This window comes from Pseudoxanthomonas sp. Soil82 (genome assembly GCF_040446535.1).
Classification (GTDB): Bacteria; Pseudomonadota; Gammaproteobacteria; order Xanthomonadales; family Xanthomonadaceae; genus Pseudoxanthomonas; species Pseudoxanthomonas kaohsiungensis.
This window is the reverse complement of sequence record NZ_JBEAAK010000004.1, coordinates 413,609-427,203: the sequence shown is the minus strand read 5'-3', so window position 1 is coordinate 427,203 and position 13,595 is coordinate 413,609. Positions and strand designations below refer to the sequence as shown.

Sequence of the window (13,595 nt, the reverse complement as noted above, 5' to 3'; positions counted from 1 at the left end):
CGACACCTGCAACGCTCCCTTCGTCTAGTGGTTAGGACGTGGCCCTCTCAAGGCTAAAACAGGGGTTCGAGTCCCCTAGGGAGCGCCACTTCGCCGGCTGAAGCACAAGAAAAAGCCCCGCATCGCGGGGCTTTTTTGTTTTTCCGGGCCAGGTGGCCCGATCTGGGCGGACTGCCCGGAGGACCGGCCCCGGGGTCGGGCCGGTCCGCGTGAAGACGCCCCCGGTTCCGTCCGGAGCAGCCCGGCGGCGTGGACCACCGGGCCGCCCGGAAGGCACTCAACCCTCCATCTGCTCCAGCTCCTTGCCCTTGGTCTCGTGCACGAAGCGCAGCACGAAGAACACCGACAGCACGGCGAACGCCGTGTAGATGCCGTAGGCGCCGGCCAGGCCGATGCCGGTCAGCAGCATCGGGAAGGTCCAGGTGATCAGGAAGTTGGCGGTCCACTGCGCCAGTCCGGCCACGGCCAGGCCCGAGCCGCGGATCTGGTTCGGGAACATCTCGCCCAGCATCACCCACATCACCGGGCCCCAGGACACGTTGAAGAAGATCACGTAGACATTGGCGGCCACCAGCGCCAGGGTGCCCATCGACGGCGTCAGCTGCAGCTTGCCGGCCGCGTCCAGGCCGCCGGTCGCGAACGCCCAGGTGACCAGCGCCAGGCTGATGGCCATGCCGACCGAGCCGACCCACAGCAGCGGCTTGCGCCCGACCTTGTCGACCAGGGCCACGGTCACCAGGCACGCGCCGATGCTCAACGCGCCGGACAGCACGTTGATCAGCAGCGCGTCGTTCTCGGAGAAGCCGACCGCCTGCCAGAGCACCGCGCCGTAGTAGAACACCACGTTGATGCCGACGAACTGCTGGAACGTCGCCAGGCCGATGCCGACCCACACGATCGGGCGGATCCTGCCGGTGGCCTTGTTGACCAGGTCCGACAGCCGCGGACGATGGTGGTCCTTGGCCAGCGACGCATCGATCTCAACAAGCGTGCGCTCGCCCTGGACCGCGCCATAGAGGCGCGCCAGCACCGACGAGGCGCGTTCGCGCAGGCCGCGCGCCACCAGGTAGCGCGGGCTCTCCGGGATGAAGAACAGCGCGACCAGGAACAGGGCCGCCGGCAGGATCTCGGCCCAGAACATCCAGCGCCAGGCCTCGAAGCCCCACCACAGCACCTCGGTCGACGCACCGGCCATCCTGGCCAGCAGGTAGTTGCTGAGGAACGAGAAGAACAGGCCGGAGATGATCGCGATCTGCTGCACGGTGGCCAGGCGGCCGCGGTAGCGCGCCGGGGCGACCTCGCTGATGTAGGCCGGGGCCATGACGCTGGCCGCGCCGACGGCGAAGCCGCCGATCACGCGGTAGACCACGAATTCCAGCGACGAGGTGGCGATGCCCGAACCCCAGGCCGACACCAGGAAGAACACCGCCGACCACAGCAGCATGGTGCGGCGGCCGTAGCGGTCGGCCAGGGTGCCGGCGAACCAAGCGCCGATCGCGCAGCCCAGCAGCATCGAGGCCACGTTGAAGCCGGTGACCGCCGCATCGGAACCGAAGGCCAGCTTCAGGCCGTCGACCGTGCCGTTGATGACGCCACTGTCGTAGCCGAACAGGAAGCCGCCGATGGTGGCGACCAGGCTGATCAGGATGATGAAGCGGGTGTTCTCCCCGCTGTGCGCGGCCGACTGGCCGGTGATGGATGGACTGCTCATTCGAACCCTTGTCGTCGTATTGGTCTTCCGCACCGGCACGCCGGTACGCCCTCCCCCACGGTCCGCCCTCGCGGACCGCCCCAACTGCCCGCGACTGCGGACCCCTCAAACGCACGGACCCGCCCTCACGGATCCCCCGGTGCCGCGGTGCGGCGGCGGCGACCATTTCGTGTCGCCGGCCCCCGCGGCGCAGCCCCGTCGAGCGGACTGGCGCGGCACAGCTTACCCTCAATGGCAGCGCTGTCGTCATCCGTTCCAGGTGAATGTGTCAGCCGTCGGCCGCGGTCCAGGGCGAGCGAAGACCCATGGCTGCCCAGGGCGGGCCGCCGCGGCGCTGCAGCATGGAACGCACCCGGAAATCGCCGGGCGGTCCGAGGTGCGCGCAGCCTCTTCGAGCCGGGCCGGCCGGTCCTGTGACCGCGCCCGTCCCGGCCACGGTCACGCCCGCTGCAACCTCCCGCCACGCCAGGCCAACCCGGCCGCCTGGCCTGGCGCCAGCTCCAGGTCCACGGCCTGTCCGCGGTACTCGATCCGGTATCGCCCGCCGCGGTCGCTCGCGATCCGCGCCCGGCGCAGTTGCCCGTCCGCCCACTCCAGGTCCACGCCCGCCGCGCCACGCACCCGCAGGCCCTGCACGCGACCCTCCGGCCAGGCGCCGGGGAGCGCGGGCAGCAGGAACACGCTGCCGCCCCAGCTCTGCAGCAGCATCTCGGTGATGCCGGCGGTGCCGCCGAAGTTGCCGTCGATCTGGAACGGCGGGTGGGCGTCGAACAGGTTGGGATAGGTGCGCGAGGGACTGAGCAGCATCGCCAGTACCTTCCAGGCATGTTCGCCGTCGCCCAGCCGCGCCCACAGGTTCAGCCGCCAGCCGATGCCCCAGCCGGTGGCATCGTCGCCACGGATCTCCAGCGAGCGGCGAGCGGCGGCGGCCAACCCGGGTGTGTCGCGCACGTTGATCTGGCTGGACGGATGCAGCGCGTACAGGTGCGAGACATGGCGGTGGTGGATCTCCGGCACGTCCATGTCCCAGTCCTGCTGCCACTCCTGCAACTGCCCTGCCCGGCCGATCCGGTGCGGCGGCAAGCGGTCGCGCAACGCCGCCAGCCGCTGCGCCAGCGCCGCGTCGACCCCGAGCCGGCCGGCGATCTCGATGCACTGGCCGAACAGGTCGCGCAGCAGTTGCGCGTCCATCGACGGCCCGGCGCACAGCGCGGCGCCGAACGGATGCTCGTTCTCCGGCGAGATCGACGGCGCGGTGACCATCGCACCGGTATTCGGATCCTCGACCAGGGTGGCGGCGAAGAACTCCGCCGCCCCCTTGAACAGCGGCCAGACCTTCTGCAGGTAGCCCGGCTCGCGCCCGTAGTCCCAGCGGTCCCACAGGTGCTGCAGCAGCCAGGCTCCGCCAGTCGGCCACAGGCCCCACTCGGCCCCGTCGATCGGCGCGGTGCGCCGCCACAAGTCGGTGTTGTGGTGCACGACCCAGCCCGGTGCGCCATACATGTCCCGCGCGGTCTGCACGCCAGCCTCGGCGAGTTCGGCGACCATCCGCTCCAGCGGCTCCACGCACTCGCCCAGCGCGTTGGCCTCGGCAGGCCAGTAGTTCATCTCGGTATTGATGTTGATCGTGTACTTGCTCTCCCACGGCGGCGACAGCAGGTCGTTCCAGATGCCCTGCAGGTTGGCCGGCTGGGTGCCGGGCCGCGAACAGCAGATCAGCAAGTAGCGCCCGAACTGGTGGTACAGCGCGGCCAGCGCCGGATCGCCCCCGTCCGCGAAGCGCGCCACGCGCTCGTCGGTAGGCAGCGTGGCAACCGCCTCGGGCGTGCGGCCCAGGTCGATCGCGACGCGATGGAACAGGCGCTGGTGCGCGGCCACGTGCGCTTCCAGCAGCTCGTCCCAGGACTTGCGCGCGGCCGCCTCCAGCTGCGCGCGGGTGATGGCGTCGGGATCGGCGCCGATGTCGTCGAAGCGGCGGAAACCGGTGGCGGCGGTCAGTAGCAGCACGACCTCGTCGGCACCTTCCACCTCGATGCCCTCGCCGCGCCGGCGCAGGTCGCCCCCCGTCGCCACCACCCTCAGGCGCGCGGCGAACGGCAACCGGCCCTCGATGCCGAAGGCATCGCCGCTGCGCCCCCGCAGCAACAGGCCAGCGTCGCCGTCGGCGGTGACGGACGCCTGGGCATGGTCGCTGCCCAGGCCGACCCGCACCCGCACGCGACCGGGCTGGCTGGCGGACAGGCGCACCGCCAGGCACTGGTCCACGGCCGACACGAAAGCCTCGCGCCGGTGGTGCAGCTTCCACCCGGACTCGAACGTGCTGGTCGCCAGCGCGCGGTCCAGGTCCAGCTCGCGCCGGTAGCCGTTGACGTCGGAGACCTCGAGGAAGTCGAGCCGCAGGTCGCCCAGCGGCTGGTAGGGCATCTGCTTCTTCGGCCGCCCCATCATCGTAGCGTTGGCCAGCGCCTGGGCTTCGACGTAGCGGCCGGCGAACAGCAGCCGGCGCACTTCCGGCAGCGCGGCCAGCGCATCCGGCGGGGTCGGGTCGTAGGGCCCGCCGGCGTACAGCGTGTCGTCGTTGAGCTGCAGCCGCTCGTACCTGCCACCGCCCCACACCATCGCACCGAGCCGGCCGTTGCCCAGCGGCAACGCCTCGACCCATTGCGTGGCGGGGCGCCGGTACCACAGCCGCAGCGGTTCGGTGCCGGCACCAACCACCGCAGCGGCAGGCCGCGTGGAGTCCGCTCGCGCAGCGCCCGTCGCGCCCGTCGCCGCCACGGCATTGCCGGCGCCGATGCCCGCCAGGGCACCGGTTCCAGCGGCGGCCGCCGCCTTGAGCAGGTCGCGCCGGGTCAGGTCCATCCGCGCCTCAACCGCGCGGACGGCGGACCGTCACCGCCTTGCCGGTGTAGCGGACCGTGCGGTCGGCCTTGGGCTCCACCGCGCCCGCGTCCTCGCGCGGGCCGTCGATCCAGCGCACCCGCACCTCGCGCTGTGCCTGCATGCCCGGGTACTGGCCCTGGCGCGCGCCGATGGTCAGCTCGCCGGCCTGTTCGTTCCAGCTCAGCGGGATGCGGCTGAACTCGCCGCGCTCGTAACCGTAGTTGCGGCCATCGTCCTCGTACAGCGAGAAGCTGCCGTCGGCGCCGGTGTAGACCTCGACGGTCAGCGGCGCGCCGGGCTGTTCGTCCACGTACTGCTGGACCACCGTCCGCGGCACGATCGAACCGGCGCGCACGAACAGCGGCATGCGCTGCAGCGGCGCGGCCGCCTCGACGGTCTGCCCGCCCTCGTAGCGCCTGCCGCTCTCGAAGTCGATCCAGCTGGTGCCGGCCGGCAGGTATACCGGCCGGCTCGTGGCGTTGAACCGCGCCACCGGTGCGACCAGGAAGGCCGGGCCGAACAGGTACTGGTCGGCGATGCCGCGCGCCTTCATGTCGCCCGGGAAGTCCATCGACATCGTGCGCAGGATCGTGCCGTCCCTGTGCCAGGTGTCCGCGGCCAGGGTGTAGATGTACGGCAGCAGCGAATAGCGCAACTTCAGGTAGTGGACGAAGCTGTCGTAGTGCGGCGTGCCTTCCGGGGCGATGTTCCAGATCTCGCGGTACGGGAACTGGCCATGCAGGCGGAACACGGGCACGAACGCGCCGTACTGGAACCAGCGCAGGTTGAGCTCGCGCCACTCGGCCAGGTGCGCCGGGTCCTGGGTCTCGTAGCGCTTCTCCGGCGAGAAGCCGCCGATGTCGAAGCTCACGTTCGGCGCGCCGGCCATCGATGCGTTCACCAGGCCCGAGATCTGCTCGCGCATGTCGTCCCAGCGCGGCACGATGTCGCCGCTCCAGAACGCCGAGGCGGCGCGCTGCTGCCCGGCGAAGAACGCGCGCGACAGGATGAACACGCGCTTGTCCGGGTTCACCTCGCGCGAGCCGCGGTACACGCCTTCCGAATGCACCAGCGGGTAGGAGTTGAAGTACTCCACCGACGGGCCGAACGCGGTCGGCGTGGTGCGGGCCTTGCGCTCGCCGATGTCGATGTTGCTGTGCAGGTCCGGCTCGGACGCGTCCAGCCACCAGGCGTCGAAGCCCTTGCTGTTGAGCTTGGCGTTGACCTGGCGCCAGAAGATGTCCTGGGCCTCCTCCGAGTACGGGTCGTAGAACGAGTTCAGGTAACCCTTCCCGATCCAGTCCAGTTCGCCGACCTCGACGTTGCGCCGGTACATGTGCCCGGCCGCGTCCAGCTCCTTGTAGTGCGCCGTGGTCGGGTAGAACTTGGGCCACACCGAGATCATGATCTGCGCGTTCCGGTCATGGACGTGCTTCACCATCCCGTCCGGATCGGGGAAGTTGTCCTTGTCGAAGTCGTGCGAGCCCCAGGCATCCTCGGGCCAGTACGACCAGTCGAGCACGATCGCGTCGATCGGCAGCTTGCGCCGGCGGTACTCGTCCAGCGCGCCGGTCAGCTCGCCCTGGGTCTTGTAACGCTCGCGGCTCTGCCAGAAGCCGTACGACCACTTCGGCAGCATCACCGCCTTGCCGGTCAGTTGACGGTAGCCGGCGATCAGGTCATCGGCGTTATCGCCGGCGACCAAGTAGTAGTCGATCATCTGCCCGGCCTCGGACCAGATCGACAGGTCCCTGGCCTCGTCGGCCGGCAGCGGGTCGCGGTGCAGCAGCGCGATGTAGGACGGGTCGATCGCGTTCCACTCCACGCGGATGTCGTGCGGCTGGCCGGCCTGCAGGTCCAGTGCGAACTCGTGGTGCCACGGGTTCCAGTTCTGGCGCCAGCGGTCAACGACCGGCTTGCCGTCGACGAAGACCTTCGCATATTCGCTGTTGTACAGCGAGAAAGTGTGGCGGCCGCTGGCCTTGGCTTCGATGGTGCCTTCCCAGACGACCTGGGTGCGGCCGCCCTGGGCCGTGTTCCAGCCCGCCTTCGGCAGGTTCTTCAGGTCCTTGATGTACTGGTAGTTGATCTGCCCTTCGCGGCGGACCACCTTCTCCTGGCCGTCGATCGAGTAGCGCGCGGTCAGCGCACCCGGCTTGCCATCGGCGTCGCGCAGCACCAGCGTCTCGCCGAGCGGACGCAGGCCACGCGGGTCGCCGAAGCGGGTGATCGAATTGTTGTCCCAGAGGATGCCGTAGCGACGGGATGACTGGACGAACGGGATCGCATTGTCGATGTTGTGCTGGAGCAGCTCTACGTCGCGGCCCTTGAGGTCCATCCAGCCCTGCTGGTGCAGGCCGGTGCCGTAGAAGGACTCGTCATCGGGCGAGGTGAAGCGCTGGCGAACGCTGTACAGCTGGCGGCCTTCGGCCTGGAACGGCGTGAACGTGCGCGCGCCGGCGGTCTCCTCCAGCAGTGGCTTGCCCTCGGCATCGAAGAACTTCACCCGGCCGTCCGCCAGCGACACCTCGGCCGATATCCCCTTCGCCTGCAGGCGCACCGTCCCGGCGGCCTGGCTGACCTCGAACGCAGGCGTGCCCTGCACCGGCACCCGCATCAGGCTGCGGCTGCGCTGGAAGTCGCCGTCCGGATCGGCGCTCACGCGCACGATCGAGTCGTTCACCAGCTGCAGGCGCACGTCGGCCGCCTTGGCATCGGCCGGGCGCACGATCACTCCATCGGCCTGCTTCTCGACCGTCTGCGCGGCCGCGGCCAGCGGCAGCAGCGCCACCACGAACAACGCCAGCGGCGCCGGCTTCATCTTTCCCCTCATCGCACTCCCTCCCTATCGGCGCCCGTGGGCGCCCGTCTTTCGAATCAGTAAGTCGCCAGCTTGACCCGCAGCAGCTGCGGCGCGCTGGAGAAATTGAGGCCGTAGTCGGTCTGGTCGCCGTTCCAGCGGCGATGGAATACCCACTGGCCGTCTTCGTAGGTGCCTTCGTCCACGTACTCGTAGATCTGGCGGTCGGCGACGGCCGGGTCGTTGGCCACCAGGTTCACCCGCGCGTGCATGCCGGTAACCAGGAACTCGTCCGGGCCCAGCTGTACGACCAGCGCGCCGCCGATCGGCTCGGGGTTGCCCGGCGGCTCCCCCTGGAACCAGAACTGCGGCACGCCATAGGTCACCACCGCCTTCCAGCGCGCGTCGATCGGCAGCGTCTGCACGGCCTGCCCCGGCTGCTCGGCGGTGCCACGCACCTTGCCCTCCAGGCTGGCCTTGGCGATCAGCCGTGCCGCCGGCGCCACCAGCCGGTAGTTGAGCGCGAACGGCTCCAGCGTCTCCGCGTCCACCACCTTGGCGCCGAGCGGGTAGTTCGAATACCGGGTGAAATCGATGCCGAAGGGAGACCAGCCGATCGCCTGTTCGCCCAGCGCGGAAAAGAAGTAGCGCGCGTACTCCCCGCGGTTGCCGGTCTCGGCCACGAACAGCGGGTTGTCCGCGCGTGAATACCGGTCCAGCACCGTGGTGTAGTGCATGTATTCGGGCATGTAGATGTCGGGTGCGAGCAGGTCGATATGCGGCGCGGCGGCCTTGTACACGTCCAGCACGTTGTCGGTCGGCCCGCCGCTGGCGTACTGCCCCGGCTGCCCGGGATTGAACGGCCCGCGCAAGGCGGCGTTGACGTACATCGGCAGCGGATACACGGCCTTGCCCGCCGCGGCCACCTGGTCGATGTAGTGGGCGATGTGCCAGGCATGGAAGAACTCGTCGGCATCGATGCCGAAGACCTCGCGCCAGGTGCCCGGCGACTTGCCCAGCCGGTCCAGCAGCGGCTGCGGCACCCGCCCCTCGAACACCTCCTGCGCCAGCGGCGAGAAGTCGCGCACGCTGCCGTAGGTGCCAGGCTCGTTCTGCGGCTGGACCATGATCACCGTGCGCTGCGGATCGGCAGCCTTCAGGTGCTTCATCAGCTCGACGAAGGCCTTGCGGTCGGCGTCGAGCGTGGCCTGCCCATGGGGGGACAGCGAGTTGAGCGTGCGCCCGTCGGCGGTGACCACGCGCGGGAAGCGCTCGTTGTCCAGCTTCACCCACTTCGGCGCGTAGTTCGGTCCGTTGTTCTTCCAGGTGGCGAACCAGAGCAGGACCAGGCGCTGGTCGTGCTCGCGCGCCTGCTTCAGCAGTTCGTCGACGAAGGAGAAGTCGAACTTGCCCTCTTCGGCCTCCACCTGTTCCCACGCCACCGGGACCATCACCGTGTTCGGCTTGACCACCTCGATCGCCGGCCACACGTCGTCCAGCGCGCCAGGCCAGTTGCTGGAATTGTTGACCTGCGCGCCAAGGATGAGGAACGGCTCGCCGTCCACCAGCAAGGCATGGCGTCCGTCGCGGCTGACGATCTGCGGGATCGGCGCTTCGCCGCCCTGCGCCGGCGCGGCGGCCCGGACCTCGTTCCCGCTGGCTGCGGCAGCGTCCTTCGACGCGACACCACCCGCCTCCTGGCCGCGCCCGCAAGCCGCCAGCGCCAGCGCCAGCAGGCCGGCCGCCAGCAGGCGCCATCGGTTCATGGTGCGCGCAGGCATCGTGCATCCCGTCATCGTCGCCACCCCTTCCGTCGCCATCTGCTTGTCCATTCGCCCGGCCTCACCATTCACGCGTGCGGAAGGGCGACGCGGGGAGCCCGTCGCGTCCGACCAGGTCGGCCTGCGCCGGATTGTCGCTCCAGGCGTAGCGCGCCGAATCGGGAGCGGGCACCGCATCGCTGTGCAGCACCACGGTATCGCCGACGATGCGCGCGTGCGCCGGATGGAACCGGCCATCAGCACCCGCCACTTCGAAACCTTGCGGTGCGTTGCCACCGCCACGGACCGCCAGCACGCCACCCGGTGCGTCGAAAGCCACTACCAGCTGGCCGCCCTCGGCACGTGCCTGCCTGAAGACCGGCCCCCGGTACACGACTGCCTCGTCGCCGTACGCCACGCGCCGTGCGGCCCGCGACAGGCGCTGGCCGACGGTGCGCTTGTCGCGTGGATGGATGTCGTCCGCCGCGCCGACATCGATCGTCACCGCCTGCGCGGTCGCCGGCAGGGCCAGCGCCGCCGACTGCGACTCGCGCAGCGTCGCCCACGGACTGTCCAGCACGACACCGCGCGCATCGCGGCGATCGTCGCCGGAATCGAACGCGGCCAGCTGCACCCACAGGAACGGCATCGCGGGTGCGTGCCAGCGCTTGCGCCAGCCGTCGATCAGGGTCTTGAACTGCTCGCGATAGCGATACGCGCCGCTGTCGCTCGCGTTGGCCTCGCCCTGGTACCAGATCACCCCGGCCAGCGGGTACGGCTGCAGCGGATGGATCATCGCGTTGTACAGCAGGGTGTCGACCTGGTTCTTGTCACCGGCCGTGTCCACCGTCACCGCGGCGGTGCGGAAGCGCCAGTCCCCGGCCAGGCTGCGGCGCGGGCCGCCCACCGGCTGGACCCAGACCTCCGTGGCGCTGCCGGCGACGCCGCCGCCACCGCCGTCGTCCTGGACCCGCACCGCGATCGTGTTCAGTCCCGGGCGCAGCACCGACGCGGGCACGCGATACTCGCGCGGCACGTTGTAGCCGTTGCTCACCCCGCCCACGCGCTGGCCGTTGACCCAGGTCGTGTCGGTGTCGTCGATCTGGCCCAGGCCGAGCGTGACGCCGGCAGCGGCCTCGCTCGCGCTCAGTTCGAAACTGGTGCGGTACCAGGCCACGCCGTCCATGCCGGTGTAGCCTTGTGCCTCCCACAGCGACGGTACGCGGATCGGTCGCCAGCCATTGTCGTCAAGCTCCGCGACGGCGAAGGCCTCCGAAGCCGGATCCACCGCCGGCCAGCCTTCGAGCCTGGCCCGCGTGGCGGCTTCGAGCTTCGCATCGGAGGCGCGGCGCTCGCGCATCTTCGCTTCCAGCGCCACCGCATCCAGGCCGAGCATCGACGCATCCATCCAGGCTTCGATCGAGCTGCCGCCCCAGGTGCTGTCGATGATGCCGACCGGCACGCCGAGTACGCGGCGCAGTTCGCGTGCGAAGGCATAGCCGACCGCGGAGAACTCGCCGACCGTGGCCGGCGAGGCCGCCTTCCAGGCACCGCCCTGCAGCTGCGCCTGCGGCGTCTCGGCCCAGGACTTGGGAATCTTGAAATGACGCAGCGAGCCGTCGCCGGCGGCGGCGATGTCCTCCTCCGCGTGCAGGGTCTGCGCGACCGGCCACTCCATGTTCGACTGGCCCGAAGCCAGCCATACCTCCCCGACCAGCACGTCGCGCACGCGCTGCTCCTGCGTGCCGGCGTGCACCACCAGTTCGTAGGGCCCGCCCGCCGCATGCGCCGGCAGCTGCAACGACCAGCGGCCGTCGGCGCCGGCCAGCGCCTGCGCACTGCGCCCGTCGAAGGCCACCGTCACCTGCGTGCCGGGCGCGGCCTGGCCCCACACCGGCAGCGGCCGGTCGCGCTGCAGCACCGCGCCGTCGGAGAACAGCAACGGCAGCTCCAGGGACGTGCCGGCGGCACGGGCCAAGGGCGCGATCAGGAGCAGTGCCAGGGTCGCCAGCAGCGGACGCAACGTCATGGGTTGGGTTCTCCGTAGATGATTCCGCGGCCGCCCGTGGCCAGGTAGACGCGTCCGTGGACGCGCGAATCGCCGGTGAGCATGCGCAGGCCGCCGAAGCGGTGCCGGGCGTCGTCGATGCGCACCCACTCGCGCCCGCCATCGTCGGACCGGTACAGGCCCACCGCGCCATCGACCTGCCCATGCACGAACAGGGCCGGCGTGGAGCTGCCCGGCCGGGGCGCACCGAGGCCGGCGGCGAAGGCGTTCTCCACGCCGGGCAGGCGTTCCAGCCCACCCTCGCCCCAGCGCATGAGCCCGCGCGAGGCGGCGGCGAAGAAGACCTCGCCGGCCTTCTCCGGCGACGGCAGCAGTTCGCCGCGGAATCCGCCGGCGATCGCATCGACCCCGTCCCGCGCTTGCGCGAACGACTCGCCACCATCGTCGCTGGTGAACAGCCTGCCGCTGGCGGGATCGAAGCCGTACCACCGCGCCGGCTGGAAGCGGTCGGCCGCCACCACCGCGCTGGCCGGCAGGCCGCGCACCTCGCGCCAGCGTCCGCCGAAATCTTCGGTAGTCCAGTGCGGGCCGCCACGTGCCTGCCAGACAGCCCGGCTGCCGTCGGCGGACACCGCGATCGCCAGGCGCCCCTCGCCTTCGCTGGCCGGCGGCTCGCGGGTGAACGCGGTCCAGGTGCTGCCGCCGTCGCGCGAGTACGCCGCGCGCACGGTGGCCGGATCGGGATGGTGCAGGTGGCCTGCACGGACCAGCAACAGCGGGTCCAGGCCGGCGTAGTCCAGGCTTTCGGTGTTGCTGTAGCGCGGCGGCCTGGCGAACTGGGTGGTGGTGCGTTGCAGGTCGTCGTGGCGGAAACCGTCGATGTCGCCCAGCCCGCTGACCAGCGGCGCGCCTTGCGGCGGACTGACCAGGTCCAGCGGCACGGTCTCGTCCAGGCCGGCGTCGTCGAAGATCCAGTTCACCGTGGCGCCGCGGTCGAACGCGGTCATGTCGCGCGAGGCCCACAGGCCGTAGCCGGTGACGAACAGCACGCGGTCCGGATCGTGCGGGTCGATTTCGACGTCGGCCATCCAGTGCGGCTTGGCCTGCGCGGTCCAGGGCGACGCGGTGTGGTCGAACCGCGAACGCTCGAACACCGGCTTCCAGCTCCTTCCGCCATCGGTGCTGCGGTAGATGTCGTCGCGCGGGGCCCAGCGGTTGAACGTGGTCGCCACGATCACGTCCGGGTTGCCCCTGGCCACCGCCACGGCACCCCATCCGAAACCGTCGCCCTCCAGGTCGCTCGACTGCGGCGCCGGGGTGATCTCGGTCCACGCCCCGCTGGCCGGCGACCAGCGCCAGACCGCCCCATCGTTCATGCGGTCGGGCCCGGGCTCGTCGCCGTAGCTGAGCAGGAAGTCGCCGCGCCCGTCGCCCACCATGTGGTTGGGCCGCAGGCCGGTCGGCTGGCCCGGCACGGCCTGCCAGGTGCGGCCCGCGTCGGTGGAGCGGAACAGGCCGCCCTCGCGGCTGGAAACGCCGGCGTAGACGACCGGCGTCGGCGCACCGGCCTTGCCGCTGGCCGCGTCGAAAGTGACGAAGACGATGCCGATGTGCTGCTTGCGCCAGCCGATGGCGGTGGCCGATTCGCCGGTCGCCAGCGCGGGGAACGCCTCGACCCGCGACCAGCGCGCGCCGTGGTCGTCGCTGCGCCACAGCCCGTGTGCGCGCGAACCCAGGAACAGCACGCGCCCGTCGTTCGGATCCACCGCCAGGCGTTCGCCGTTGCCGCGTCCCAGTTCATTGCCACCCAGCTTGAACGGCAGGTCGCTGCGCTGGAACGTGGCGCCGCAGTCGCTCGAACGCAGGATCGCACCGTTGCCCGCGCGCTCGTGGGTGTAGGTGCCGGCGGCCAGGTAGAGGCGCCGCGGATCGGACGGATCGACCGCGATGCTCTCGATGCCGGTGAGGTTGGCGTCGTCGCGGCCGAGCCAGTCGGTCAACGGGATCCAGCGCCGCGCCGTGGCATCCCAGCGGTACGCACCGCCCACGTCGGTACGCGCATAGGCCAGGCCGCGCTCGGCGGGATGGAACTCGATGCCGGTGACGAAGCCGCCGCCGCCGATGGCCACGTTGCGCCAGGTGTAGGACTCGGCCGCCGGGCCTGCCGTGGCTTCGCCGCCCGGCCATGCCAGCATGGCCAGCAGGATCGCGATGGGACGCACGCGCCGTTCCCTCCCAGGACTGACTTCGTGTGGATTGGCGCTCGCGGGAAAGTCCCGCGGGCGCATGGCGACCGCCACATCGCCTGCGACGGTGTCCGGACCGAGGATAGGCGAGACATCCATGCCGGACCAATGACTTATTGCACCCAAGCTATGCCGTGGCGGAATCACGCGAGCACTGCGCGCGAAGAAGAAAAATCGCGATGCCGGC

6 protein-coding genes and 1 tRNA gene are annotated in these 13,595 nt (G+C 70.5%); 1 reads left to right on the top strand and 6 read right to left on the bottom strand.

Annotation, left to right across the window (positions count from 1 at the left end):
* The first annotated feature begins 13 nt into the window (after positions 1 to 13).
* Positions 14 to 88, top strand: a tRNA-Glu gene (locus ABKA19_RS13250).
* Positions 89 to 277: 189 nt separating this feature from the next.
* Here the strand turns inward: ABKA19_RS13250 and ABKA19_RS13245 are convergent.
* From ABKA19_RS13245 to ABKA19_RS13220, 6 genes are all read right to left on the bottom strand, one after another.
* A complete protein-coding gene (locus tag ABKA19_RS13245) occupies positions 278 to 1,711 on the bottom strand; it encodes a sugar porter family MFS transporter (protein ID WP_353689294.1) in 1,434 nt (477 codons plus the stop codon).
* 438 nt (positions 1,712 to 2,149) lie between these two features.
* Positions 2,150 to 4,573 (bottom strand): glycoside hydrolase family 95 protein, encoded by a 2,424-nt coding sequence (locus ABKA19_RS13240; RefSeq protein ID WP_353689293.1) that lies wholly within the window; start codon positions 4,571 to 4,573, stop codon positions 2,150 to 2,152.
* A gap of 7 nt (positions 4,574 to 4,580) precedes the next feature.
* Positions 4,581 to 7,427 (bottom strand): TIM-barrel domain-containing protein, encoded by a 2,847-nt coding sequence (locus tag ABKA19_RS13235; RefSeq protein WP_353689292.1) that lies wholly within the window; start codon positions 7,425 to 7,427, stop codon positions 4,581 to 4,583.
* Between the two features lie 44 nt (positions 7,428 to 7,471).
* Positions 7,472 to 9,214 carry a GH35 family beta-galactosidase gene (locus tag ABKA19_RS13230; protein WP_502945800.1) on the bottom strand — a complete coding sequence of 581 codons (1,743 nt, stop codon included), beginning with the start codon at positions 9,212 to 9,214 and terminating at the stop codon, positions 7,472 to 7,474.
* 22 nt (positions 9,215 to 9,236) lie between these two features.
* On the bottom strand, positions 9,237 to 11,183 hold the full coding sequence (locus ABKA19_RS13225; protein WP_353689290.1) for a sialate O-acetylesterase: 1,947 nt from the start codon (positions 11,181 to 11,183) through the stop codon (positions 9,237 to 9,239).
* A complete protein-coding gene (locus tag ABKA19_RS13220; RefSeq protein ID WP_502945799.1) occupies positions 11,180 to 13,357 on the bottom strand; it encodes a WD40/YVTN/BNR-like repeat-containing protein in 2,178 nt (725 codons plus the stop codon). Before ABKA19_RS13220 ends, ABKA19_RS13225 begins: the two co-directional genes overlap by 4 nt.
* Between the last annotated feature and the right edge of the window lie 238 nt (positions 13,358 to 13,595).